The organism is Clostridium estertheticum (genome assembly GCF_018861295.1).
Lineage (GTDB): Bacteria > Bacillota > Clostridia > Clostridiales > Clostridiaceae > Clostridium_AD > Clostridium_AD estertheticum_D.
The window spans coordinates 280,346-305,475 of the sequence record NZ_JAHLDM010000002.1 but is presented as its reverse complement, the minus strand read 5'-3'; the positions used below and the strand labels follow the sequence as shown (position 1 = coordinate 305,475).

24 protein-coding genes are annotated in these 25,130 nt (G+C 30.8%); 21 read left to right on the top strand and 3 right to left on the bottom strand.

Features of this window, described 5'->3' with window-relative positions:
* The first annotated feature begins 6 nt into the window (after nucleotides 1-6).
* From KPL54_RS03875 to KPL54_RS03800, 17 genes are all read left to right on the top strand, one after another.
* Nucleotides 7-819: a motility protein A gene (locus KPL54_RS03875; protein ID WP_216104903.1), complete on the top strand. Its 813-nt coding sequence runs from the start codon at nucleotides 7-9 to the stop codon at nucleotides 817-819.
* Complete coding sequence (locus KPL54_RS03870; protein ID WP_216104901.1) at nucleotides 812-1,546, top strand: flagellar motor protein MotB; 735 nt, start codon at nucleotides 812-814, stop codon at nucleotides 1,544-1,546. Before KPL54_RS03875 ends, KPL54_RS03870 begins: the two co-directional genes overlap by 8 nt.
* Complete coding sequence (locus KPL54_RS03865) at nucleotides 1,543-2,004, top strand: flagellar basal body-associated FliL family protein (protein WP_216104899.1); 462 nt, start codon at nucleotides 1,543-1,545, stop codon at nucleotides 2,002-2,004. The genes KPL54_RS03870 and KPL54_RS03865 overlap by 4 nt, the downstream gene beginning before the upstream one ends.
* Before the next feature lie 8 nt (nucleotides 2,005-2,012).
* Entirely contained in the window at nucleotides 2,013-2,393 is a 381-nt protein-coding gene (locus KPL54_RS03860; protein ID WP_216104897.1) for a flagellar biosynthetic protein FliO, read from the top strand.
* Nucleotides 2,377-3,201 carry a flagellar type III secretion system pore protein FliP gene (gene fliP, locus KPL54_RS03855; protein ID WP_216104895.1) on the top strand — a complete coding sequence of 275 codons (825 nt, stop codon included), beginning with the start codon at nucleotides 2,377-2,379 and terminating at the stop codon, nucleotides 3,199-3,201. Before KPL54_RS03860 ends, fliP begins: the two co-directional genes overlap by 17 nt.
* A gap of 10 nt (nucleotides 3,202-3,211) precedes the next feature.
* Nucleotides 3,212-3,481, top strand: coding sequence for a flagellar biosynthesis protein FliQ (gene fliQ, locus KPL54_RS03850; protein ID WP_171296813.1), 270 nt, complete (start codon nucleotides 3,212-3,214; stop codon nucleotides 3,479-3,481).
* A gap of 11 nt (nucleotides 3,482-3,492) precedes the next feature.
* Nucleotides 3,493-5,328, top strand: a complete 1,836-nt coding sequence (locus KPL54_RS03845) for a fused FliR family export protein/FlhB family type III secretion system protein (RefSeq protein ID WP_375372976.1) — start codon at nucleotides 3,493-3,495, stop codon at nucleotides 5,326-5,328.
* Between the two features lie 15 nt (nucleotides 5,329-5,343).
* Nucleotides 5,344-7,410 (top strand): flagellar biosynthesis protein FlhA, encoded by a 2,067-nt coding sequence (flhA, locus tag KPL54_RS03840; RefSeq protein ID WP_375372975.1) that lies wholly within the window; start codon nucleotides 5,344-5,346, stop codon nucleotides 7,408-7,410.
* Nucleotides 7,407-8,645 carry a flagellar biosynthesis protein FlhF gene (gene flhF / locus KPL54_RS03835; RefSeq protein WP_216104891.1) on the top strand — a complete coding sequence of 413 codons (1,239 nt, stop codon included), beginning with the start codon at nucleotides 7,407-7,409 and terminating at the stop codon, nucleotides 8,643-8,645. The genes flhA and flhF overlap by 4 nt, the downstream gene beginning before the upstream one ends.
* The gene (locus KPL54_RS03830) at nucleotides 8,639-9,499 is read left to right on the top strand and encodes a MinD/ParA family protein (protein ID WP_216104889.1); all 861 of its coding nucleotides are present in this window, start codon (nucleotides 8,639-8,641) and stop codon (nucleotides 9,497-9,499) included. The genes flhF and KPL54_RS03830 overlap by 7 nt, the downstream gene beginning before the upstream one ends.
* Nucleotides 9,500-9,512: 13 nt before the next feature.
* Nucleotides 9,513-10,157: a flagellar brake protein gene (locus KPL54_RS03825; protein ID WP_216104886.1), complete on the top strand. Its 645-nt coding sequence runs from the start codon at nucleotides 9,513-9,515 to the stop codon at nucleotides 10,155-10,157.
* 12 nt (nucleotides 10,158-10,169) lie between these two features.
* A complete protein-coding gene (locus tag KPL54_RS03820) occupies nucleotides 10,170-10,898 on the top strand; it encodes a FliA/WhiG family RNA polymerase sigma factor (RefSeq protein ID WP_071613424.1) in 729 nt (242 codons plus the stop codon).
* 51 nt (nucleotides 10,899-10,949) lie between these two features.
* Complete coding sequence (locus tag KPL54_RS03815; protein WP_216104884.1) at nucleotides 10,950-11,444, top strand: DUF6115 domain-containing protein; 495 nt, start codon at nucleotides 10,950-10,952, stop codon at nucleotides 11,442-11,444.
* A gap of 62 nt (nucleotides 11,445-11,506) precedes the next feature.
* Complete coding sequence (locus tag KPL54_RS26425; RefSeq protein ID WP_264174848.1) at nucleotides 11,507-11,641, top strand: hypothetical protein; 135 nt, start codon at nucleotides 11,507-11,509, stop codon at nucleotides 11,639-11,641.
* Nucleotides 11,638-12,420: a flagellar hook-basal body complex protein gene (locus KPL54_RS03810; RefSeq protein ID WP_216104882.1), complete on the top strand. Its 783-nt coding sequence runs from the start codon at nucleotides 11,638-11,640 to the stop codon at nucleotides 12,418-12,420. Before KPL54_RS26425 ends, KPL54_RS03810 begins: the two co-directional genes overlap by 4 nt.
* Before the next feature lie 28 nt (nucleotides 12,421-12,448).
* Nucleotides 12,449-13,234 (top strand): flagellar hook-basal body complex protein, encoded by a 786-nt coding sequence (locus tag KPL54_RS03805; RefSeq protein WP_216104880.1) that lies wholly within the window; start codon nucleotides 12,449-12,451, stop codon nucleotides 13,232-13,234.
* Nucleotides 13,235-13,377: 143 nt separating this feature from the next.
* Nucleotides 13,378-14,139, top strand: coding sequence for a hypothetical protein (locus KPL54_RS03800; RefSeq protein ID WP_216104878.1), 762 nt, complete (start codon nucleotides 13,378-13,380; stop codon nucleotides 14,137-14,139).
* A gap of 73 nt (nucleotides 14,140-14,212) precedes the next feature.
* Here KPL54_RS03800 and KPL54_RS03795 read toward each other — a convergent pair whose 3' ends face one another.
* Nucleotides 14,213-15,856, bottom strand: coding sequence for a putative manganese-dependent inorganic diphosphatase (locus KPL54_RS03795; protein WP_216104877.1), 1,644 nt, complete (start codon nucleotides 15,854-15,856; stop codon nucleotides 14,213-14,215).
* Nucleotides 15,857-16,146: 290 nt separating this feature from the next.
* On the opposite strand from KPL54_RS03795, the gene KPL54_RS03790 reads away from it, so the two are divergent.
* Entirely contained in the window at nucleotides 16,147-18,741 is a 2,595-nt protein-coding gene (locus KPL54_RS03790) for a calcium-translocating P-type ATPase, SERCA-type (protein ID WP_216105027.1), read from the top strand.
* Between the two features lie 66 nt (nucleotides 18,742-18,807).
* Here KPL54_RS03790 and KPL54_RS03785 read toward each other — a convergent pair whose 3' ends face one another.
* Nucleotides 18,808-19,227: a hypothetical protein gene (locus KPL54_RS03785; RefSeq protein WP_216104874.1), complete on the bottom strand. Its 420-nt coding sequence runs from the start codon at nucleotides 19,225-19,227 to the stop codon at nucleotides 18,808-18,810.
* A gap of 245 nt (nucleotides 19,228-19,472) precedes the next feature.
* Here KPL54_RS03785 and KPL54_RS03780 point away from each other — a divergent pair, with 245 nt between their 5' ends.
* Entirely contained in the window at nucleotides 19,473-21,767 is a 2,295-nt protein-coding gene (locus KPL54_RS03780; RefSeq protein WP_216104872.1) for an AAA family ATPase, read from the top strand.
* 542 nt (nucleotides 21,768-22,309) lie between these two features.
* On the opposite strand, the gene ychF is transcribed toward KPL54_RS03780, so the two are convergent.
* Complete coding sequence (gene ychF, locus KPL54_RS03775) at nucleotides 22,310-23,407, bottom strand: redox-regulated ATPase YchF (protein WP_216104870.1); 1,098 nt, start codon at nucleotides 23,405-23,407, stop codon at nucleotides 22,310-22,312.
* A gap of 333 nt (nucleotides 23,408-23,740) precedes the next feature.
* Here ychF and mraZ point away from each other — a divergent pair, with 333 nt between their 5' ends.
* Together mraZ and rsmH are read left to right on the top strand one after the other, a co-directional pair.
* Nucleotides 23,741-24,169, top strand: coding sequence for a division/cell wall cluster transcriptional repressor MraZ (gene mraZ, locus KPL54_RS03770; protein WP_216104864.1), 429 nt, complete (start codon nucleotides 23,741-23,743; stop codon nucleotides 24,167-24,169).
* A 12-nt stretch (nucleotides 24,170-24,181) separates the two neighbouring features.
* Nucleotides 24,182-25,114, top strand: a complete 933-nt coding sequence (rsmH, locus tag KPL54_RS03765) for a 16S rRNA (cytosine(1402)-N(4))-methyltransferase RsmH (protein WP_216104862.1) — start codon at nucleotides 24,182-24,184, stop codon at nucleotides 25,112-25,114.
* Nucleotides 25,115-25,130 lie beyond the last annotated feature (16 nt).

Sequence of the window (25,130 nt, the reverse complement as noted above, 5' to 3'; positions counted from 1 at the left end):
AATTGCATGAAGAAGCATGATTTTTTGACCACTATTGGAATAGTGGTAGGATTTGGGTTAACGGTATGGGGGATGGCATCTGGTGGAACTAACTTAAAAATATTTTTTGACCCAGCTTCTATAGCAATTACTGTGGGTGGATCATTTGCTGCACTGCTTATAGCTTATCCTATTTCAGCAATGAAGAGAGTTAAAAAAATTATAAGACAATCATTTAAAGAAAACACATCAGCTAGTACAGAAATCATTGATTGTTTTATAAGTTTATCTAAAAAAGCAAGACAAGGTGGACTTCTATCTCTTGAGGATGACATAGCACTATTGCCTGATAAATTTTTAAAAAAAGGGCTTCAAATGGTTGTTGATGGTCTAGACCCTGAAACAATAAAAGAAGTTATGGAGCTGGAAACGGATGAAATGGAAAGGCGCCACGAGGATGGGATTAATATGTTAAAAGCTTGGGCAGCTTATGCGCCAGCTTTTGGTATGCTTGGTACACTTATAGGACTTATTCAAATGCTATCAAGTTTAAGTGATGCCTCGGCAGTAGCTTCTGGTATGGGGAAAGCATTAATAACTACCTTTTATGGTGCATTACTTGCAAATTTAGTATTAATACCTATGGCACATAATTTAACCTATAAATCTAGTATTGAAGTAAATAATCGAGAAATGATGCTTGAGGGAATACTTTCAATACAATCTGGAGTAAATCCAAGGAGTGTTAAGGAAAGATTAACCACTTATCTATCACCTGGGGATAGAATTAAATTTATTGAAGAACAGGCGAAAGTAGTTGAGGTGAGTGGGAATGTCTAGAAAAAAGAAGATTAGACCAGAGATACGAACAGATACTTGGTTGTCTACCTTTGCAGATACAATGACACTTCTTCTAACTTTTTTCGTAGTATTATATTCTTTTTCAACAGTTGATGCAACTAAGTTTAAACAAGTTGCATCATCTTTTCAATCTGTATTAACGGGCGAAACGACAAAAAATAGTTTGAATTTTAATGTGAAAGATGGAGATGTTCCATTAGTTGGGTTACCATTACAATCTGGAGCAACAGGTAGTGATACACAAAGTATTTATAAAAAGGTTCAAGGTTTCATAAAAAACAAAAAATTAGAGTCAATAGTTGAGATAAAAACTGACAATAGGGGAGTTATAATTCAACTTCGTGAAAATATTATATTTGAGAGTGGTAATGCAGAAATTATAGATAAAAGTAAGTCAGTATTAAATGCAATAAATGCACTAATATCTACATTTCCTAATGATATTGTAATAGAGGGACATACGGATAATGAACCAATTAATAATTCTAAATATAAAAACAATTGGCAATTATCTTCAGATAGAGCGCTACAAGTACTTGAGTATTTTGTGGTGACAAAGGGTCAAGCGCGTCCAAACCGATTTAAATCTGTAGCTTGTGGTGAATATCAACCTATTGTAGCAAATAGTAGTGATGCTAATAGAGCTTTAAATAGAAGAGTAAATATATTAATTGTTGCAAATGATAAGGAGGCCATTACGAAATGAGTGAAAAACCAAAAAAAGGAAATTCGTTAAAATTAGTTATTATAGTATTACTCGGACTAATTGTAGTTGGGGGGGCAGCCTTTGGCGGTATGATGTTAGCTGGCAAAAAAGGAGCGACGACTTCTACTACTTCAACGGCTAAGGCTGTAGAGACAAAAGTGGTGACTTATTCATTAGATGAATGCTTAGTGAATTTAACAGATAGTGATGCAAAAAGGTACCTAAAGGTATTGGTTTATGTTGGGTATGGGGAAAATGAGGAATTATCTACAGAACTAAAAGAACAAAAGCCAGTTATTAGGGATTTAGTTATTAAAATTCTTAGATCTAAGAAAACAACTGATTTTAGTGATGCTGGTGTTGATCTTATAAAGAAAGAGATAATAGCTAAAATAAACCCAGTTTTAACAAAAGGCAAAGTAGATCATATATATTTTAATGATTTATTGGTACAGTAGGTGATATTATGTTAGATAAAGAATTTTGGATATTTATGTTTAAAATTATAATATTTTTACCTTTTATATTATTTATGTTATATTTATCATTAAAATATGGAGGAACCAAACTTCGTAAATTGCAAGATGGTAGGTATATGAGGATACTCGATAGAATTTCTTTATCTAAGGAAAACAGTATTGCAGTTGTAAAAATCGGTGATAAAGCCTATGCTGTATCATCAAGTTTAAATGATATTAAAATTCTATTTGAACTACCTAGCGAAGAAATTATAAAAATAGAAAAAATTAAAGAGCTACCCCAATATGAAGATATGAAGGATTTATTCAAAAAACATATTTTGAAAAAGCAAACTAAAGAGGAAGTTAGATATGAAAATAAAAAATAAAAATTTGTTTGTTTTTGCTCTGGCTCTTGCTATAACATGTATAGCTACGATAAGCATTGTACATGCAACTACAATACCAATACCTAAAATTAATATTTCAGTTGATAATGCAAGTACACCAAAGGAGTATGTTGATAATATTAAGTTATTAGTGCTTCTAACAGTACTTACCTTATTGCCATCAATTATTATAATGTCTACAAGTTTTGTAAGAATAATTATAGTCTTATCATTATTCAAAAGTGCTATAGGTATTCAAAATGCAGTACCGAAAGAGGTTATAATTGGACTTGCTCTATTTTTAACATTTTTTACTATGGCTCCCACATTTACAAAAATCAATAGTGAGGCTTTAACTCCTTATTTAAACAGTAAAATAACTCAAAAGGTTGCAATTGAAAAAGGTTCGAAACCCATGAGGGACTTTATGTTAAAACAGACAAGAGCAAAGGATTTAAAACTTTTCTTAGATGTAGGTAAATTACAAGATACAGTTAAAAATCAAGTTGATGGTAATGGAAAAGAAATACTTAAAAATGGAAAACCTGTAGTTACATATGACAAAGTACCATTATATGCTGTTGTGCCATCATTTATAATAAGTGAATTAAGGCGAGCTTTTGAAATGGGATTTTTACTGTTTATACCGTTTATTATAATAGATATAGTAACAGGTAGTATACTTATGGCTATGGGTATGATGATGTTACCACCAGTTATGATTTCTCTCCCATTTAAATTATTGTTATTTGTTATGGTTGATGGATGGAATTTGCTTGCAAAAGCGTTGATTATGAGTTTTAGTTGAGGTGAATTAAATGACAGAGAATATTGTATTATCCGTAATAAAAGATGCTATCTATACTGCGATAATGGTATCTGCTCCAATTTTAGTTGTAGCTACTGTAGTAGGGCTAATAATAAGTATATTCCAAGCTACTACTCAAATTCAAGAGCAAACATTGACTTTTGTGCCAAAACTCGTTGCAGTAGCACTAATTGGCTTATTAATGGGTAGTTGGATGCTTCATATAATGCTTGATTTTACTACTAGGATTTTTGCACTTATAGCTAATATGGGAGGTTAGGTGGAATTGTTTTGACTAATATGGCTTACTATTTAGGCTTTATCATGGTACTCCTTAGAATATCAGCATTCTTTATGAGTATACCAATTTTCTTCCCTAAATCTGCCCCTGCTTTGCTTAAGGTCGGATTTTGTGCTGTTTTCACTTTTATAATTATGCCAGGTATTAATTATCAAAATGTAAATTTAATTACTAATAATGGAACGCTCATAATATTTTCACTAGCAGAGGTTGTTACTGGTTTAATGCTTGGGTACTTAACAAAGTTTTGTTTTTACTCTGCGCAAATGGCTGGGCAACTTATGGATTTTCAAATCGGATTTTCTATGATGAGTATGTTTGATCCGATATCTAACGAGAATGTTACTGTACTTGGAAATTTGCTTTACTGGGTAAGTATGGTAATGTTTTTTGTGGTGGATGGCCACCATATGTTAATTAGAGCAATTATTGATTCATTCAACAATGTTGAAATTGGGAAATTTATATTATCGCAACAAACTGCTATGATGATGCTGAAAGTTTTCATAGAGTTTTTCACACTTGGATTAAAAATAGCAATACCGATTATTTTAATAATTATTATAACAGATTTAAGTATTGGTCTTGTTTCAAGAACAGTACCACAATTAAATGTTATGATTTTAGGTATGCCAATAAAAATAGTAATAGGACTTGCTTGTTTTTCATTAGTGCTTCCTGCTGCTATATCTTTAATAGTGAATTCTTTTTACACTATTCCAGATATAATCAAGGGGCTTTATAAAGTAATACCACTACTTGTTTTTGTCTCATCTGATAGTGGTGAAAAAACTGAAGATGCTACACCTAAGAAGAAAAGTGACTCAAAGAAAAAGGGTCAAGTTGCTAAAAGTAAGGAATTATCTTCTACCACAACACTACTCACAGTAACAATTCTGATGATTACGCTTGGGGCATATACTCTAGACAATTTAAAAGGTATAGTAATTCTTTTCTTAAACAATTATTTAACATTTACACTTACTGAGTATACTTTTAAAACTGTACTTTTGGTATCGGTTTTGAAATTTGGTATTTTAATTTTGCCGATTGTTGTCCCTATTATGATAATGGGAATAGTTGCAAGCCTTATGCAATCTGGATTTATATTTACAAGTGAACCACTTAAACCAGATCTTAAAAAACTAAATCCTATAAGTGGGTTTAAGAAAATATTTTCCATGAGATCAGTGGTGGATTTGATTAAAAATTTAACTATAGTTACTCTTATATCAGTTATAGCTTATAAATTTGTAAAAGACAACTATATGCAAATAATGAATTATGGGAGTTTGAAAATAGAGGCTATTTTGGCGGCCTTTGGAAGTCTAGTTATAGATATATTTTTTAAAATAGCAATAGTTATGCTTATAATATCTGTAATTGATTTCGCTTATCAGAAATATAAACATAATAAAGAACTAAAAATGAGTATGCAGGAAATCAAGGAAGAATATAAGCAACAAGAAGGAGATCCTTTGATTAAATCAAAAATCAGGCAGAAACAAAGAGAAATGGCGTCTGGTAGAATGATGCAAGACGTACCTGATGCAACAGTTGTCATTACAAATCCAACCCACTTAGCTATTGCAATTAAGTATGAGCAAGGAGGGGATGGAGCACCTATAGTTGTGGCTATTGGCGCAGATAATGTGGCAATAAAGATAAAAGAAATTGCAAGTGAAAATGATATCCCAATTATTGAAAATAAACCTTTAGCAAGGTTAATATACAAAGAATTAGAGATAGGCTCAGAAATACCAGCTGATATGTATCAAGCAGTAGCAGAGATATTAGCGTTGGTGTATAAACTGAAGAAAAAATAGTAAAGGATGATATTTGTGGCTGAAAAAGCAAAGTTTAAGATAAAGAATAATTTGGACGTATTAGTTGCATTTGGTGTAATCGCAATAGTTCTTATGATTATTATTCCATTACCACCCAAACTTCTTGATGTAATAATTGCATTTAATATTACACTCGCAGTTGTGATTTTATTATTAACAATGTTTACGACAGAAGTTTTGCAATTTTCAGTTTTCCCAACATTATTACTTATTACCACACTTTTAAGGTTAGCACTAAATATTTCATCTACAAGACTTGTATTAACACAGGCTTATGCAGGAGATATTATAGAAGCTTTTGGTGAGTTTGTTGTTGGTGGTAATTATGTAGTCGGAATAATTATTTTCTTAATAATAATAATTATACAGTTTGTTGTTATTACAAGCGGTGCTGGGCGTGTATCAGAAGTTTCTGCTAGATTTACGCTAGACGCTATGCCAGGTAAACAAATGAGTATAGATGCTGATTTGAATGCAGGCGTTATAACTGAAGACCAGGCAAGAGAGCGAAGAACAAAACTTCAAGATGAAGCTAGTTTCTATGGAGCTATGGATGGAGCTTCAAAATTCGTAAAAGGAGATGCAATAGCAGGTATAATTATTACTATAATTAATATCTTCGGTGGGATAATAATAGGGGTAGTAATGCTTGGTATGCCAATTGGGACAGCTGCAACTACTTATGTTAGGTTAACAGTTGGAGATGGACTTGTAAGTCAGATACCAGCTCTTTTAATATCAACTGCATCAGGTATTTTAGTTACTAGATCTGGTAGTACTGTGAATTTGGGAACCCAAATAACATCGCAACTTACTACATTCCCAAAAGTTATTGCTTTAGCATCAGTAGTGCTTGTAGTTTTGGCTTGTATTCCAGGAATGCCACATATTGTTTTTATAATACTCGCTATTGCTATGGCAACCAGTGCTTATTTCTTGAATAAGGATGAAAAAGATCAAAAGATAATAAAATCAGAAACTGAAGAACAAGAATCTTTTGAAACAGAAAATAGGGAACCGGAGGATGTAATGAACTTGATTTCTGTAGAACCTATGGAGATAGAGATTGGTTATGGATTAATACCACTTGCAGATGAAGCTACAGGCGGAGATTTGTTACAAAGAATAGCATCTGTAAGAAGGCAATGTGCACTCGAGATGGGAATTGTTGTACAACCTATCAGAATTAAAGATAATTTGCAACTAAAAACAAATGAATACGTAGTTAAGATAAGAGGTACCGTAATAATAAAAGGTGAATTAATGCCAAGCATGTTACTTTGTATTGATCCAAGTTCAGAAGATATTACTATTCAAGGCATTAATACTGTTGAACCAACCTTTGGATTACCAGCAGTATGGATAAATAATGATCAAAGAGAAGATGCTGAAATCAAGGGCTTAACAGTGGTAGATCCAACTACTGTAATGGTAACTCATTTAACCGAAACTATTAAGAATCATGCTTTCGAACTTCTAGGAAGGCAGGAAACTAAATTATTAATTGATTCGGTTAAAGAAAAATATAATACCGTAGTTGAAGAATTAATACCAGATCTTATGACCATTGGTGAAGTACAAAAGGTTCTTCAAAGTCTTCTTAAAGAAAAGGTAGCTATAAAGGATATGGTAACTATTCTAGAATCTCTAGCAGATAATTCGAGAATAACAAAGGACATAGAAGTATTAACAGAGTATGTACGTTTCTCACTTGGACGAAGCATTTGTAATGGACTAATTGACGAGAATGGTGTTATGACAATTATGACACTTTCACCTGAAATTGAGAATATTGTATCAAATAATATTCAGAAATCTCTTCAAGGTTCTTTCCCAGCAGTTGATCCAGAGACAACTTCCAAAATATTAAATTCTATTAAAGAAAATATTAATACAATTTATTTTCACAATAACCAACCAGTGATACTTGTATCTCCTAAGATAAGACCAGCATTCAGAAGGTTAATTGAAATGGTATTTCCTACAGTATCTGTGCTTTCTCTTAATGAGATACCAAATGAAGTTGAGATTAAAACTGAAGGAGTCGTGACTCTACAATGATTATAAAGCGTTATATAGTTAATACCATGAATGAGGCCATGACAAGAATAAGATATGAACTAGGAAGAGATGCAGTAATTATAAGTCAAAGGAAGATTAGAAAGCCAGGAATAAAGGGATTCTTTTCTGCAAAAAGTATTGAAGTTACCGCTGCAGTTGAAAATGAAGTAAATGAGAAAAAACAAAATACTGTAAAGGGTAATAGTGATAGTCGAAATAGTAATGAATTAAACAACATGGAACTAAATAGTATTGAACTAAACAGTATAGAAGCAATAAAAAAAGTTGTGCAGCAAGAAAATGAAAATGTAAATAACTCAAGAGTAGTCCAAAAACAAAATAGCAGTGTACATAAAGTTTCTAAGCAAAGTGATAATAATTCAGAGAATTTAATGAGTGAAATGATGGAAATGAAAACTATGATTAGTTCTCTCTCTCAAAAGAGAGAGCCAACAATTACGGGCAAGCCAATAGAAAATCAAAAGAGTGACATAGAAAAAATATTATTTGATAATGATGTAGATAGTGAAAACATTGAAAACATAATGGTGAAAATTAAGAATAATAAAACTGAAAAACCAGATCTTGAAAAATTAAAAATTGTATTAAAAGAAATGATTCATATAACCAAACCAAAACTCCAAGGTAGAATAGTGCTTGTAGGTCCAACGGGTGTAGGGAAAACTACAACTATAGCAAAACTTGCAGGTAAGCTTGCTCTAGCTGAAGGGAAAAAAGTAGGGCTGATTACTGTAGATACTTATAGAATAGGTGCAGTAGAACAGTTAAAAGCTTATGCTGATATTATGAACTTACCTTTTAAGGTTGTATATAATATGAATGATATGGACAAGGCAATAGAAAGTATGAGTGAATGTGAGGTAGTTTTAATTGATACTACAGGACGAAGTAGTAAAAATAAAATGCAAATAGCTGAACTTCGAACATTTGTAGAAAAAGCAGATACTAAAAATATCCATTTAGTTCTAAGCTCTACAACTAAAAATAGAGACATGAAATATATTATTGAAGGATATCGAATTTTGAATTATAATAGTATAATAGTAACTAAATTAGATGAAACTGCCACTTATGGATCTATACTAAACATATTAGAAACAGCTAAAATACCGCTTAGTTTTGTGTCAATTGGTCAGAACGTACCTGATGATATTAAAGAGTTATCTGCTGATTCAATTGTCAGCCTTATACTGGGAGAGGATACCATATGCTAGACCAAGCACAAAGACTCAGGCAAATGGCAAAGAAAAATGATAATAAGGTGGATTTGCAACCAAGAATTATAACTGTTACCTCTGGTAAAGGGGGAGTAGGTAAAAGCAATATAGTAGTGAATTTATCTATAGCACTTCAAAAGATGGGCAAAAAAGTTATGATTTTTGATGCGGATATTGGTATGGGTAATGATGATATTATAATGGGATGTTCATCGAAATATAGTGTATTCGATGTTATAAGTAAAGGAAAAGAAATCGAGGAAGTTGTTTTAACAGGACCATTTGGCGTAAAACTTCTTCCAGGAGGTTCAGCGCTTACAAAGGTTGAGGATTTGACAGAAGTTGAAAGAAATATGTTCTTAAGTAAGCTTACAGCTTTAACAGGACTTGATTATATAATAATGGATACAGGAGCTGGTGTAAATAAAAGCGTTTTGGGTTTTATTGCTTGCTGCGAAGATTTAGTAATTGTAACAACGCCGGAACCTACGTCGCTAACTGATGCGTATAGTTTACTCAAGGCTGTTAAACATTTTGATATTAAAAATTCTGCTAAAGTTATAATAAATAGGTCCCTGGACAATAATGAAGCTGATTTGACATTTAATAAATTTAATAATGCTGTTAATAAATTTCTTGATATGAAACTTGAATATTTAGGTAAAATCGGTGAGGATAAGAAATTATCTTATGCAGTAAGGCAACAAGAACCTGTAGTTGTAAGTTATCCAAATTCTGGAGCAGCTCAGGATATAAATAAGATTGCAAGTAAACTTGAGGGCGCGAAGGATAAAGTAAGTGGTATTGGTGTAGAGGGGCTATTTAAAAAGATTTTCAGCATTTTTTCATAAGGGGTTGGGGTAGTTGATTAAAGTTGATTTTAAGTTAAATAAGAAGCTAGAAATATTAGTTGACGAAAAATATTTTAATAGTAATGTGCAAGACGTAACAGAAGATTACATAGCAATTAGTATTCCTACGAATTCAGGAGAGTATCTTCCATTGTCAAATGGATCTATAATAGATGTAATATATTATGAAGAAGAAAATATTTATAAATTTTCATCTACAATTATAGGTCGTAAATTTGAGAATATACCCATTTTACTTCTAGCAAAACCTGAGGAAATAAAAAAGATACAAAGAAGAAGATATGTTAGAGTACCATTAATAAAAACTGCTAAATACATAAATCTTAAGAATGAGCCGAAAGTAAATCTTAGTACTATTGATGATAGTAAATATTTAAAGGCAGTACTTGTTGATTTAAGTGGGGGTGGCATGAGGGTTAAGGTGTCGGAGGAAATTAAGGATAATGATTTTCTATTGGTAGCATTAACTGTTAACGAAGAAGAGGTACTTATTGTGGGGCAAACAAAGAGGATAATGAAAGACGATGATAGTAGATTTATATGTGGTCTTAGTTTCGAATTTTTAGATAACGCAACACAAGAGCAACTTATTAAATATATATTTCAACTTATGAGAAATCAAATGAAAAAAATTTGAGGAGGTTTTTAAATGTCCATAGCTAAAGCAGATGATATAAGAGAGCAAATTGTAAAAAAACATATACCTTTAGTTAAATATATTGCATCTAGAGTAATTATTGGAAAAACTAAATATGTTGAATATGAAGACTTAATTAGTTATGGTATGTTAGGCCTTATGGATGCTTTAGGAAAATACGATGCCACTAAAGGTATGAAGTTTTCAAGTTATGCATCAATAAGAATAAAAGGTGCTATGATAGATGAGCTTAGGCGTAATAGTCCAATATCTAAAGGAGCTATGGATAAGCTTAACAGATATAACGAGGCAATTGAGAATCTTCAGAAATGCTTATATCGGGAACCAACAAACCACGAAATTGCGAGTGAACTTGGTATTACAATAAATGAAGTTGCAAGCATTGAAAACAATATAAATTATATATCGGTAGTTTCGCTTGAAGATCTGATTTTTTCTGACGATGATGACATGCCACTTAGTGGTACTATTAGAGATAATAGGAGTCCAAGCCCTGAGGGAGCCTTAGAGCAAAAAGAGCAAATTGAATATTTAGCTTTAGGACTAGATAACGTTAAAGAAAAAGATAAACTTGTTTTAACCTTATATTATTTTGAGGGTCTTACACTTAAGGAAATAGGAAATATTTTGAGCGTATCTGAATCACGAGTTTGTCAACTCCATAGCAGAGCTCTTATAAATTTAAGAAAGGCCTTAGTAAAACTTAAATATGATTTATAATATAGAACTTATATACTAATAATTTAATTTTTAAAATTTGAGGTGAATTATATGACAGGGTTATTAATTTTTATTGGGTTAATTCTTATAATTTTGAATGTGCTATCTATAAAAAAACAAAACAAGTCCTTTAATGGGGTTTTAGGAAATGCTATGGGAAATATTAAAGATGATGATATTAGAATAGGGGAACTTAGAGCAGAGTTTTCTGAAAGTATTTTAGAACTTCAAAGCGAAATAATGGAAATCAAAGAGATTATGGCAAAAAATGATAAAATACATAAAGATTATGAAGTGTATCACGATAATAAAGAGAACACAATTACTATAGATGATACTAAACAAGATAATACAAATATTACATATATATCTAAGCCGGACGAAATTGATAGTAGAGTCTTAGATAAACCTCGTAATAATAGTAATGAAAAAGTTGAGAAAATAAAAAAGCTATTTAGTGAAGGCTCATCTACTGACGAAGTTTGTGAAATATTGCATTTGGGTAAGGGGGAAGTACTATTAATAAAGGATTTATATATAAGATAAAAGGATTAATAGACTTTTTAAGTGATAGTAAAATCTTGATTGGAATAGGAATAGGCTTGATTATGGCATGTATTTTACTCTTTGGTTCAAAGATGAATTATGAAATGAGTAAAGGTAATATTGAAATTAAGGCAAGAGGCTATGGTATGCGTTTCCCAGATGAAATACCAATAATTATTAAGGATGTGAAAAAATGATTAGAGCTTTATACACAGCAGTTACAGGACTCATAACTGGAGAAGCTAAGCAAAGCACCGTAACTAATAATATAGCCAATTCGAATACAAATGGATATAAAGCTGAGAATCTTTCTATCAAATCATTTAATGATGTTTTAATACAAAATTATGATAAGATGGTAAATGGCAAAAATACAAAAAATGTTATTGGCTCGCTTAGTCAGGGAAGTAAAGTGGATGATGTAAATACAGATTTTACTCAAGGTGTTCTACAAACGACAGATAAATCTACAGATTTTGCAATTGAGGGAAAAGGCTTTTTTACAGTTCAAAGTAATAACGGAATAACTACTAAAAATTATTATACAAGAACTGGTGATTTTCATGTTGATGGAAGTGGATATTTAGTAACTGATAGCGGAGATAAGGTTTTGGGTAAAAATAGTACAACAAATGCTATAGAACCAATATTTGTAGGTGACGGTAAACTTCAATCTGATAAATACGGAAATATTAGTGTTAACGGTAAAAAACAATATAAATTTGATTTAGTTGACTTTAAAGATTATAACACTATTAAAAAAGTTGGAGATAACTTGTATGATGGAGCAAATCCTATTCAAAATGCAAATGTTACTGTAAGGCAAGGTTCTCTTGAAAAATCAAATGTTAATGTAACAAATGAAATGGTAAATATGATGGAAATCATGAGAAATTTTGAAAGTAATCAAAAGGTTATGCAAGCTATTGATACGACTTTAGGTAAAGCTGTAAATGAAGTGGGAACAGTTAGATAAAACATTACAAAAGGGGGAGTGAGTAAATATGTTAAGAATTATATGGGATAGTAAAAGCGCTATGATGGCACAACAAGAAAAGTTAGATACTATATCAAATAATATTGCAAATGTAAATACAAATGGATATAAAAAGCTTAATACAAATTTCAAAGATCTTGTTTACGAGACACTTGATAGAAAAGGATATCCAGTAAGTACGGCTTCCAAAACTACCCTTCAGAATGGTACAGGTGTTAGAGTCGGGGAATGGAAAAGAGACAATACACAAGGGGCACTTACTCAGACAGGTTTATCAACTGATTTAGCTATAGACGGTGCTGGTTATTTTGAAGTAATTCAGCCAGACAATACCAAGGCTTATACAAGGGCTGGTAATTTTCTTTCAGATGCAAGTGAAACTATAGTTGATGAGAAGGGAAACAGATTAAGTATAGTTGATGCCAGTGGTAAAAATATTAATATAGTAAATGGACGTTATAAATTTACTGCTAATAATTTTAAGGTTGATGAAAGTGGCAATGTATCTATAAAAGGTGTAAATGGTACTGTAGGAAAAATAAAAATTTCAACTGTTGTAGGGGATAATTCAATGATTTCAATAGGTGATAATTTATTTCAGCCAAAACCTGGCACAAAAGTAGTAGATAGTAAAGATTACTCTATTAATCAAGGGTACTTAGAAGGATCAAATGTTGATATTGCTACTGAGATGACTGATATGCTTATGACTCAAAGAGCTTTCCAGCTTAGCTCAAGTACTTTAAAAACGGCTGATGAAATGTGGCAAATGGCTAATAATTTACGGGGCTAATTAATCTATAACTGTTTTGACATGCTTTTTGAAGTATGTCTTTTTTTGGTTATAATAAATAATATAAAAAATAGGTTTAATTGGAGAGAATTCCTCATATATTATTAGTAAAGTACATAATAATATGATTTAGGAGGGTGATCATGGGGATCGGATATATAATTGGTTGTTTATTTAGCATATTACTGTGGAGATTGGATAGACAAAGGATATTTAATTTTATTAATGTAAAATCAAAGGATAAAATTAAAAATATATATGTGGTACAATTTTTATATCTAGTTCTTATATTTATTATATATTTGGCGCTTGTTTTTATAAAAAATAACCAAGTATATAATGCTATTACAGCTTTTATAGTAATAGATATTAGTAATACAGAGAGAAAAAATTTAAAAAATGATGCAAAAAAACATTTTTATGACACAATATCTACTATATCTAGAGCACTTATATGTGGATTTATAACACCGTTATTTCTCATTATAATGTTTGGTAACGGCTTAGCAATTGTCTTTACAATATTATATAATTTAAGTGCTGATGAGGATCTGAATATATTAGGTTTTATTGTGTCTATAGCTAATATAATACCATCAATAATGGCAGAAGTTTTTTTATATATAATTTATGTATTTAGAAATCGAAATTTAAAGATAAAATTTAAAGGAGATTACATTAGTAATCTTTTTATAGTACCTCTCCTTAATGTTGATATTTTAGCTGCCTTTATAGAATCAGTTAATTTTTATTCTTACCATAATGGTAACAATATGCATTATCTAAAATCTTATGGTGATTACAACAATAAAATTGATAACGTATGCATTAAGGATTATTTGAGCATAAGTTATTCTATATGTTTCCTAGTTTTTATAGCTTTTCTTGTTATACAGTTGATATAGAAGTGTTTATAAATTATAAAAAACAAAGCAAATATTTTTTAATAAATACTTTGCTTTGTTTTTTATTAAAAACTTATTTTATTTTACTTAGGGCAACTGTGATAGGTGGTATAACTTGTTTTTTTCTTGAAACTAGACCAGGTATGTATACACCGCTATCTGTTAAATTAACATTAAAAGCTTTTGAAACAATGTCTTTGTATTCCCCAGAAGCTATTAATACTGAACCGCCATTTAATATATCCGTTAGCATTAATATAATCAAGTTGAAACCATTTTCGGTTGCTTTTTTATTCATTAATTCTATCATGTCATCTTTAATTGTATCGAAACCTTCAATATACATTGTACCAACTTGTGATACTCCTACTTTAGAACCACTAAGAGTAAAAATTTTAAAATCCTGGTAGAAAATTTCCTCAGCTGTTTTACCTTCAAGTGAAGTACCAGCTTTAAACATTTCTTTAGCAAACTCTTCTATATTTAAGTCGGCAATCTGAGCTAATCTTTTTAAAGTTAGTTCGTCAACTATCGTAGATGTAGGTGATTTTAGTAATAATGTATCAGAAATAATTGCTGCACATAAAATTCCAGCAACACTTTTTGATGGTCTAATTCCATTTTCAAAGAATATGGTTGCTACGATTGTTGAAGTGCTTCCCACAGGTTCATTTCTGAAATATATAGGTTGACCAGTTTGAACATCCGCAATTCTATGATGATCTATTATTTCTAATATTTCAGCATCTTCAAGTCCTAGTACCGATTGGGTTTTTTCATTATGATCTACAAGTATAACCTTTTTTTTATTTTCTGATATTAAATGAAATCTTGAAATACTTCCAACCACTTTATTATTTTCATCAAGAACTGGATAACTTCTATATCTAGTTTCAATCATAGTGTATTTTATTTCATCAATAAAATCTTCTGTATTAAAAGTAACAAGATTTTTTCTAGTCATAACATAATCTATAGGAATACTTTGAGTTATAAGTCTAGAAGCTGTAAATGTGTCATATGGTGTTAATACAATTGTACATTCGTTAGCTTTTGCAAGTTCCATAACTTCAGCTGTTGGTGCATGGTCACCTGTAATAATTACAAGCGATGCTTTTGACTTAATAAGTAAGCACTGTGAATCATCTCTATCGCCACATATGCCAATATCCCCAGCTTCAATTACTGTTTTTGTGCTATCAGGATGCATAGCAGCTACGATAATTTTACCAGTTATCTTAAAGGGGGTCTCTGGTTTGTATAAACATTTAGCGGATAGTGTATCTAAAATATTTTCAAGGGGTGTATTACTCTTTGCAAGAATAGAATTGTCCCAAATATCTAAATAGTTTGAAGCAAGATTTGAAACTGAAGCTACACCAGCTAGTTGATCATTTTCGTCTATTACAGGTAGGGTCTTAACATTCTTTTTCTTCATAATAGACCAAGCCATTTTTAGAGAAATATCCGGTGAAATTGGAGCTACAACATCAATGTCTAAATCAGAAATTTGTGTTTTAACTGTAGTTATAAGTTCAGGCTCAGCTACAGAAAAATATTTAAGGATAAATTTTGTTTCGGAATTTGTTTCACCGAGCCTTATAGGCACTGCAGTAAGTTTACCAGTTTTATTTTTAAATTCTGAGTAGGCAATAGCAGAACAAATAGAATCAGTATCTGGATTTTTGTGACCAGTAATATAAACAATGTTTTTCATGTATGTCCTCCTTGTCTTCTCCTAGGACAGATAATAATTATTACCTGCGTGTCGTTTTAACTAATAATTGTTGATAACATTATTTTATATTCAAACTTACATATTGTAAAGAAAAAACCAAATATTCTTTTCATATGTAGGAAAGTAACCACATATATTAGTAAAGAATATAGAATATAGCAATGTAGTTATCTAAAAATAATAAGATGATTAAGTAGGAAAGATAACAATTAGAAAATGTTATCTATTTTAAAGAGGTGTAAGGGGGAATATAAGTGTTTAATGAACGAATGTCAAATAACAATGCTAAGGATAAAAATAAGTCAAGTGGACTTGGTTATGATAGTATTACCTCATCAAAGGGGTTAACAAATGCAGATGCCGAGAGTAGGCTTAAAAAATATGGGTTTAATAAATTAGAAAGTAAAAAAAAGATATCAGCTCTTCAAATATTTGTTTCTCAATTCAATGATTTTATTACTTGGATATTAATTGTAGCAACTGTGCTTTCAGGTCTTATGGGTGAAAAAGCGGATGCAATAACTATATTTATAATAGTTATAATGAATGGAATACTAGGATTTATTCAAGAGTTTAAAACTGAAAAGTCATTAGAGGCACTTGGTAAGCTTGCAGCACCAACAGCTAAAGTAGTTAGAAATGGAGGAATTTCAGTAATAAATGCAATATATTTAGTGCCTGGAGACCTCGTAATTTTAGAAAGCGGAGATAGAATCCCTGCAGATTGCATTTTGACTGAGTGTAATAACATCATGCTAGATGAATCCTTACTTACTGGAGAATCCGCTGGAGTATCTAAAAGTGCAAGTTCTAAGGAAAATACCATTTATATGGGAACAATAATTCTTACTGGAAAAGCTAAAGCCAAAGTTATTGCAACAGGAATGAGTACGGAAATGGGGAAAATAGCAGATATGCTTCATAGTATAGATAATGAGAGGTCACCATTAAAAGAACGATTGGCGCATCTTGGAAAAATATTAGTTATACTTTGTATAATAATTTGTTTTGTTGTAACGTTTATGGGAATTTGGCGTGGTCAAGATAAGTACGAAATGTTTTTACTAGGAGTAAGTCTTGCAGTAGCTGCAATCCCTGAAGGTTTAACTGCTATAGTTACAGTCGCTTTGGCACTTGGTGTATCTAGAATGCTTAAAAGAAACGCTCTAGTTAGAAAATTACCAGCCGTTGAAACTCTGGGGTGTACTTCTGTAATATGCACTGATAAAACAGGAACCTTAACTGAAAATAATATGACAGTAAAAGCATTATATTTTGATGGACAGATATACAATATTGATAACGATAAAATTCCTCTTAATTTAATGATGAAAAAAGCCTATACATACTGTAATGATTGTAATTATGATTTCAGTTCAAGAAATGTTGAAAAGTGTTTATTTGGTGATCCAACAGAAACAGCATTGATTAAAGGTTTTTTCAATAATTCAAAGGAATTACAGGAATTTTTAAACAAAGCGAGACGTGTATATGAAATAGCATTTAACTCAACAAGAAAAATTATGTCCGTTATTGTTAAAGAAGATGGCAGAGAAGTTTGTTATGTAAAGGGTGCTCCGGAACGGGTTATAGAAAAATGTAATTATATATTAATTGAGGGACTTATACAGCCGATGCTTCCCGTTTATAAAAACAAACTAATGAGATCAGTTGAGGCTATGTCAAACAAGGCTTTAAGATGTATCGCCTCGGCCTATAAGGTTACTGGGGTTGTGCATAATGATAATTTGGAAAGTAACTTAATTTTCATAGGTGTAGCAGGTATAATTGATCCTCCAAGGAAAGAAGTAAAGGATGCAGTTATAAAGTGTAAGATTGCAGGTATAAGACCTATAATGATAACAGGAGATCATAAAAACACAGCTTATGCTATAGGAAAAGATTTAGAAATCTGTAAATCGCAAGAAGAAGTTATAACTGGGGATGAACTGGATAAATTAAGTGATAAGGAATTAGATAAGAATATTGATAATTTAAAAATATTTGCAAGAGTGAGTCCTAAACACAAGCTAAGGATAGTTAAGGCATTTAAACATAAAAATCATATTGTAGCTATGACTGGGGATGGTGTTAATGATGCACCAGCTATAAAAGAGGCAGATATTGGTATAGCTATGGGTATATCTGGTACAGATGTAACCAAAGAGGCATCATCTATGATTTTACTCGATGACAATTTTGCGACTATTGTTTCTGCAGTTGAAGAAGGACGAGTAATTTATAATAATATTAGAAAATTTATAAGATATTTATTATCTTGTAATTTGGGCGAAGTACTTACCATGTTTTTGGCTTCTTTATTTTATTTAGAGAATCCACTTCTTCCAATTCAAATTTTGTTTGTAAATTTAGTTACGGATGGTCTTCCAGCTATTGCATTAGGAGTAGATCCTGCAGATCCTGATATAATGCTCGAAAAACCTAGAGGAAAAAATGAAAGTGTATTTTCAAGAGGTCTTACAGAAAAGATTATCATACGTGGCTGCCTTATAGGTGTTTGTACTATATTGTCATTCATTGGTGGTAAATATTATGGTATGAGTATTGAGGCCTGTAGAACACTTGCTCTTGGAACTTTAGTTTTATCTCAACTAATACATGTGTTTGAATGTAGATCTGAAAAACATTCTTTATTTGAAATTAACCCATTTACAAATATGTATTTATTGGGGGCTGTAAGTATATCGGTAATTATGTTACTTAGTATAGTTTATATTCCATTTTTGCAGAATGTTTTTCATACTATACCACTTAATTTAGGACAATGGTTAATTGTTTTGTTTTTCTCAGGTATTATTTCATTTATAAATAGTTTGTACTTATATTTAACAAACAAGCACTAGCGGCACCTGATGGTGACAAGTTTTGTGAATTTAAAAAGCTATATGACAAAAGTCATATAGCTTTTATTACTTAAATCGTTTATCTGCTCTTACTCTTTGTACCTTTTGAGGCGGGGTTCCTTGTTTTTGTGGAACTAAGTCTTTTTTCGTAGTCATGTTTCTAATGTTAACAATTTGAATATGTTCCCTGTGTTCTTTACCTTTTTTGCCTTTCATTCCTTGAATTATAACAGACTGTCCTTGAAGTACTGATATAAAGCCTATCTTTTTAAACCAACGATGTTTTTTATATATGCACTTAGAAATTGATTTGCTTCCATCAGCCTTTACAAGGATGGTTACTGTTAATTTATAAAATATTCTAAGATAATTTTTTGCTTCCACTTTGACAGATAGAACTCTGCCTTGTGCTTGAGTAAGTCTATCACCATATCTTTTTAAATAAGCATTTGTGTAGCTATTAGTCAATTTGTCTTTTAATCCCATTAAATTACTCCTTCACAAAAAAAATTATAAAAAATATAAAAAGTCAATAAGCTTATTATATCTTAAGTTCTTATTTAACTCAAGTATTAAAAAAGGTGTATTTATAAATTTATTTTTACAATATATGTATAAAAGTGGGCGTAATCATAAAATTAGAAAAATTATTAATCCATAATGAGAATATTTGTCCCCAAATGTGTGATTTAAGAATATTAATAGAATAAAGAATTGAAAGGAGGAGGAATATGAGTAAGGAATTAACTCCAAAGGATATAATATATGAATTTGATATTGAAAATATAGATGCAAGGGAAACATTAAATCCCATGCCACAATATTTAGATGTAATAAAAAATATTAAAACTGCTATGAGTATAGATAAAGAGGGTTTTAATGTTTATTTAATAGACGATTTTTCAAAGGAAAGTCTTAAGGATATTACTGAATGTGTAGATAAAATCTTTCAGAATAATAGTAAACCAAAAGATATTTGTTATGTATTATATGAAGATGAAAAATCTCCTAAACCTATTATTGTAAGTAATGGGAGTGGAAATAGGTTAAAAGATATACTTGAGGGATTACAGGATGAGTATTTAGAGTGTACATTTCAGTTTTATAATAATTCATCAAATAAAGAAAAAGAGGGAATCCAAGAAGGAATTCAAAAAAAAAGGAATGAACTTATTGGGGGTCTAATAGATATAGCAAAAGAGAGAGGTTTTGATATAAAATCTACTAATAGTGGGTTTACATTCATTCCTTTAAGTAAAGGAAAGGAAATGTCAGAGAATGAATATGATACACTAGATAAAGAGAGAAAAGAAGAAATTTTAGCTACGGCAAAAATGTTAAAGGAAAAAGCTAAGGATACTTTAGAAAAATTAAAAGAATTTGAAGCAAGGGACTTAGAAAAAATAAAACAAATAATGGGAATATACTACAAAAATGAAATGAGTCAATTAAAAGATGATTTTAAAGATATGTTTATGGAAGATGAAATTGTAGTGAAGTATATTGATATAGTATGTAGTAGTATCGAAACAAGACTTATAGATAATTATTCTATGAATTATGATGAAGATGAGGAACAAATAAATGAAATTATCTACAAATATATTGTTAATGTAATTGTAGATAATAGCAATAATCAAGTTCCACCAGTAATTTTTGAGCAAGATCCTAATTTAACGAACTTAATTGGGAATATAGAATATGAAAATCACAAAGGGGTTTATTCAACTAATGTCGGATTTATAAGGAGCGGAAGTTTACTCAAAGCAAATGAAGGGTGTTTGATAATTAGAATAAATAGTTTGCTAAGTAACCCTTTGGCGTATAATCAGTTAAAGAAATCTTTATTAGCAGAAAAGGTAGATGTTGGAGCTAATAGTAACCATTATGAGATTATTTCTTTAAACACTTTAAAACCAGAACCTATATCCATCAAAACAAAAATTATTCTTATTGGAGATTATGAGACATACGACTTGCTTTATAATTATGATGAGGACTTTAAAAAAATTTTCACTATAAAAGCAGAATGTAATCCAGTACAGAATATAGATAATAATCTAAAAAACTCTTTAGTATTTGGGATTAATAAGATTTGCCTTGAAAATAATTTTAAATCACTTACAAACGGAGCTATTAGAGAAGTGGCAAGGATAATGTCTAAGAGGATAGAAAGCAAGAAAAAAGTTTATTATGACAAACATGAGATTAAAAAAATATTAATTTTAGCCAGTAATAAGGTTGAGTCAGAAAATAGAGCTGAGATTAATGAAAATGATATAATTGACGTAGGGTACACAAAAGATATTATGGAAAAGGAAATTTTAAATCACTATACTGAAAAGAAAATGCTTATCGATGTTACAAATAGTAAAATAGGACAGGTGAATGGATTATCAGTAATTGATACAGGATATTTTAGTTTTGGTAAGCCGATAAAAATTACCTGTTGTTGTTATAAGGGAGCAGGTAATATAATAGACGTTCAGCAAGAGAGCAATCTAAGTGGTAGCATTCATAGTAAATCTATTAATATTCTGAAGGGTTATATGAGCAATATAAATGGCGGGTTTAGTAAACTACCAGTTGATTTTCACGTAAGTTTTGAACAAATATACGGAAAAATAGATGGTGATAGTGCATCAGTTGCAGAAATTATAAGTATGATCTCTGCCTTAAGCAAAATACCAGTAAAGCAAAACATTGCCCTTACAGGTTCGGTAAATCAATTTGGAGAAGTCCAACCTATTGGAGGAGTAAATCATAAAATAGAAGGTTTCTTTGCAGCATGTAAAGCCTTAGACACTATAAAAGGCAAAGGTGTATTGATTCCACTATCTAATGCAGACGATTTGGTCCTAAATGGGGAAGTTGAACAGGAAATTAAAAATGGAAACTTTCATATATATACAATGACCTCAATCGATGATGCAATTCAAGTGATAATGGGTGACTCAGATCAAAACTTTGAATCTCTAATGTTAATCATTAGCAAAGAATTAAAAAAATACAGCAGCAGAAAATAACTAGTAATTGAAAATATAAATACAAAAAAATAGATATAAAAGTTGAAAATAATAAGATTAGACTACAAACCTATGTTTTATCCGTTAGGATATTGAGTTGGTTCAAATTTCAATGTGTTGTACTTGAATATATTGTAAAACAATAGAAAAGTAACAATAAAAAATATAATTAAAGCGTTAGTCGTATTTTTGAGAAGGTTGACTAGTAGCCTTTTAAAATTATATACAGGTGAGTAGTATTGTTTTGTCGTTGTCGTTAATCATAACATGTTAACAAAAGTATATATTGCGTAAAATGCATTTGAGCAAACCTTAGAAATTCTTAATTTATTATATTTATGTATGCGCTAAGAAACCCACATGTTTGAGCGCAGCGAGTTTGTGGGTTTTAGCATCCATAAATATAATAAATTCTAGAATTTCAAGGTGAAGCGAAACGCAGTTGTAGCAATATATACTCTTAGTTAACAGACATGAAAAACTATGAGATTAATGAAAAAAACCGCAGAAACTAATTTCTTAGTATCTGCGGCTTATATTTTTTATACGTTAAATCTAAAGTTGACCACATCACCATCTTGCATGATATACTCTTTTCCTTCAAGTCTATATTGTCCTTTTTCCTTAGCAGCAGCTTCGCTCCCACATTCAACTAATTTATCATATGAAACTATTTCTGCTCTTATAAAACCTCTTTCTATATCAGAATGAATTTTACCGGCAGCAGCAGGGGCTTTAGTTCCAACGTGTATAGTCCAGGCTCTTATTTCTTGAGGGCCTGCAGTTAAGTAACTCATTAGTCCGAGTAATCTATAACTTGAATGAATGAGTTTATCAAGTCCTGTTTCGTTAAGACCATATTCTTGTAAAAGCTCCATTTTTTCTGCGTCATCTAAAGTAGATAATTCTTCCTCTAGGCTTGCACAAACTACAATTACTTCTGAATTTTCATTTTTAGCAAATTCCTGGACTTTTTTAACCATAGCATTTTCTGTATTACCAGACATAAGATCATCTTCACTAATGTTTGCAGCATATAATACTGGTTTTGAAGTAATTAGGAAAAGACTGTTTACGAAAATAGTTTCTTCCTCTGTAAACTCAAGGGTCCTTGCCGGAAGATTTGCTTCAAGGTGTTCTTTTATTCTTTCCATAAGTTCATATTCCATTTTTGCCGTTTTATCTCCAGAACGAACAAGTTTTTGTGATCTTTCGAGTCTTCTCTCTAATACATCAAGATCAGAAAAAATAAGTTCTAAGTTAATAGTGTCTATATCTCGAAGTGGATCAACGTTACCATCTACATGTATGATATTTTCATCTACAAAACATCTTACTACATGAACAATAGATGCAACCTCTCTTATGTGAGATAAAAATTTATTACCTAAACCTTCTCCTTTGCTTGCTCCCTTTACGAGGCCAGCTATATCATAAAATTCAATAGCAGTGTGAATTATTTTTTTACTATCGTAAATACCTTGTAATACATCCAGTCTTTTGTCTGGAACACTTACAACGCCTACATTTGGTTCTATAGTACAAAATGGGTAGTTAGCAGATTCTGCGCCTGCCTTTGTAATTGCATTAAATAATGTGCTTTTTCCTACATTTGGTAAACCTACAATTCCTAGCTTCATATATATGTACATTCCTTTCCTGCGTTTAATATTATTAAGTTCTAATAAATTATACTCTAGATATTATTCTATTTCAAGCTAATGCATTTTAAAGAAGTAAATTTGGCTAATTGCTTAACTAAATACAGTTCAAAGATATTAATGTAATATTAGTTAATAAATTCAAGTAAAGGATTGAAATGATTTAATTACATTTAAAATTTCATTTAAAATTTTAAAAATGATATAAAATAAAGAGGAATTTTTGTTTTTCTATAGAATATTACTTAATAGTGGTTTAAAATGGTTTAAAGTGGTTCAAAGTGGAGTAATAATATAAAGTGGGGTAATAATATGTTTATTGGTGAATATCAACATGCCATTGATAGTAAAAACAGAATGATTATTCCCACAAAATTTCGCGAAGGACTAGGTAGCGAATTTATATTGACTAAGGGCCTTGATGGGTGCTTGTATATATATACAATGGACGAATGGAAAATAATGGAGGAAAAATTAAAAAAACTTCCATTAACGAGTAAGGATGCCAGAGCATTTGTGCGATTTTTTTTCTCAGGTGCAAATGAAATAACAAGTGATAAGCAAGGAAGGGCCTTAATACCACAAAATTTATGTGAATATGCTTCAATTAAAAAGGAAATAGTAAGTATAGGTGTATCAACTAGAATAGAAATATGGGCTAAAGACAAATGGGATAAATATAATGAGTCAGATATAAATTTTGATGAGATTGCAGAAAAAATGAACGAATTAGGTTTATAAAAGGAGATAAAAATGGAGTTTAAACATATATCAGTTTTATTAAATGAATGTATTGAAGCACTTGATATAAAGGAAGATGGAATTTATGTCGATTGTACATTAGGAGGTGCAGGTCATTCACTCGAAATTTTAAAAAGATTATCTTCTAAAGGAAGGCTTATTGGAATTGATCAAGACGAGGATGCACTAAAGGCTGCAAAAGAAAAGATTAAGGAATTTAACAACGTTACATACGTACATGATAATTTTTACAATATAAAAGCAATACTAGATAAATTAGAAATTGAAAAAGTTGATGGTATTTTTATGGATTTAGGGGTTTCGTCATATCAATTAGATAATACAGAGCGTGGATTTAGTTATATGAGGGATGCAAAACTTGATATGAGAATGGACAGAAGTAAAGGAATAACAGCTTTCGACGTTGTAAATAATTATGAAGAACAGCAAATAGCAGATGTATTAAGAAATTATGGTGAAGAAAAATTTTCTAAAAGAATTGCAAATTTCATAGTGGATAGGAGAAAAGACAAACCAATTGAAACAACGCTTGAGCTAGTGAATGTTATAGATGCAGCTATCCCTGCAAAGTTTAAGAGAGATGGAGGTCACCCGGCTAAAAGAACTTTCCAAGGCATAAGAATTGAAGTTAACGGGGAACTGAAAATACTTGATAAAGCAATAGAAGATGGGATAGATAGACTTCACTCCGGTGGAAGAATGGCAATTATTACATTCCAGTCACTGGAGGATAGAATTGTTAAAGTTAAATTTAAAAGCTTAGAAGATCCATGTAAATGTCCAAAAGAGTTACCTATGTGTGTGTGTGGTAAAACACCAATCGTAAAACTTATTAGTAGAAAACCTATAAGGGCAACAGAAGAAGAACTAGAGGTAAATAGTAGGAGTAGAAGTGCAAAACTAAGAGTTGCAGAAAAAATTTAGTTCTAAATTGTGGATG

Bases quoted from the DNA above. Each gene is read 5' to 3' on its own strand.
- KPL54_RS03860 (WP_216104897.1), top strand. From the start codon at position 2,013: ATGTTAGATAAAGAATTTTGGATATTTATGTTTAAAATTATAATATTT.
- KPL54_RS03785 (WP_216104874.1), bottom strand. From the start codon at position 19,227: ATGGGATTAAAAGACAAATTGACTAATAGCTACACAAATGCTTATTTA.
- KPL54_RS03820 (WP_071613424.1), top strand. From the start codon at position 10,170: ATGTCCATAGCTAAAGCAGATGATATAAGAGAGCAAATTGTAAAAAAA.
- rsmH (WP_216104862.1), top strand. From the start codon at position 24,182: ATGGAGTTTAAACATATATCAGTTTTATTAAATGAATGTATTGAAGCA.
- fliP (WP_216104895.1), top strand. From the start codon at position 2,377: ATGAAAATAAAAAATAAAAATTTGTTTGTTTTTGCTCTGGCTCTTGCT.
- KPL54_RS26425 (WP_264174848.1), top strand. From the start codon at position 11,507: ATGGCATGTATTTTACTCTTTGGTTCAAAGATGAATTATGAAATGAGT.
- KPL54_RS03800 (WP_216104878.1), top strand. From the start codon at position 13,378: ATGGGGATCGGATATATAATTGGTTGTTTATTTAGCATATTACTGTGG.
- KPL54_RS03870 (WP_216104901.1), top strand. From the start codon at position 812: ATGTCTAGAAAAAAGAAGATTAGACCAGAGATACGAACAGATACTTGG.
- KPL54_RS03795 (WP_216104877.1), bottom strand. From the start codon at position 15,856: ATGAAAAACATTGTTTATATTACTGGTCACAAAAATCCAGATACTGAT.
- fliQ (WP_171296813.1), top strand. From the start codon at position 3,212: ATGACAGAGAATATTGTATTATCCGTAATAAAAGATGCTATCTATACT.
- KPL54_RS03830 (WP_216104889.1), top strand. From the start codon at position 8,639: ATGCTAGACCAAGCACAAAGACTCAGGCAAATGGCAAAGAAAAATGAT.
- KPL54_RS03780 (WP_216104872.1), top strand. From the start codon at position 19,473: ATGAGTAAGGAATTAACTCCAAAGGATATAATATATGAATTTGATATT.
- KPL54_RS03875 (WP_216104903.1), top strand. From the start codon at position 7: ATGAAGAAGCATGATTTTTTGACCACTATTGGAATAGTGGTAGGATTT.
- KPL54_RS03815 (WP_216104884.1), top strand. From the start codon at position 10,950: ATGACAGGGTTATTAATTTTTATTGGGTTAATTCTTATAATTTTGAAT.
- ychF (WP_216104870.1), bottom strand. From the start codon at position 23,407: ATGAAGCTAGGAATTGTAGGTTTACCAAATGTAGGAAAAAGCACATTA.
- KPL54_RS03865 (WP_216104899.1), top strand. From the start codon at position 1,543: ATGAGTGAAAAACCAAAAAAAGGAAATTCGTTAAAATTAGTTATTATA.
- KPL54_RS03790 (WP_216105027.1), top strand. From the start codon at position 16,147: ATGTCAAATAACAATGCTAAGGATAAAAATAAGTCAAGTGGACTTGGT.
- flhF (WP_216104891.1), top strand. From the start codon at position 7,407: ATGATTATAAAGCGTTATATAGTTAATACCATGAATGAGGCCATGACA.
- KPL54_RS03810 (WP_216104882.1), top strand. From the start codon at position 11,638: ATGATTAGAGCTTTATACACAGCAGTTACAGGACTCATAACTGGAGAA.
- mraZ (WP_216104864.1), top strand. From the start codon at position 23,741: ATGTTTATTGGTGAATATCAACATGCCATTGATAGTAAAAACAGAATG.
- KPL54_RS03805 (WP_216104880.1), top strand. From the start codon at position 12,449: ATGTTAAGAATTATATGGGATAGTAAAAGCGCTATGATGGCACAACAA.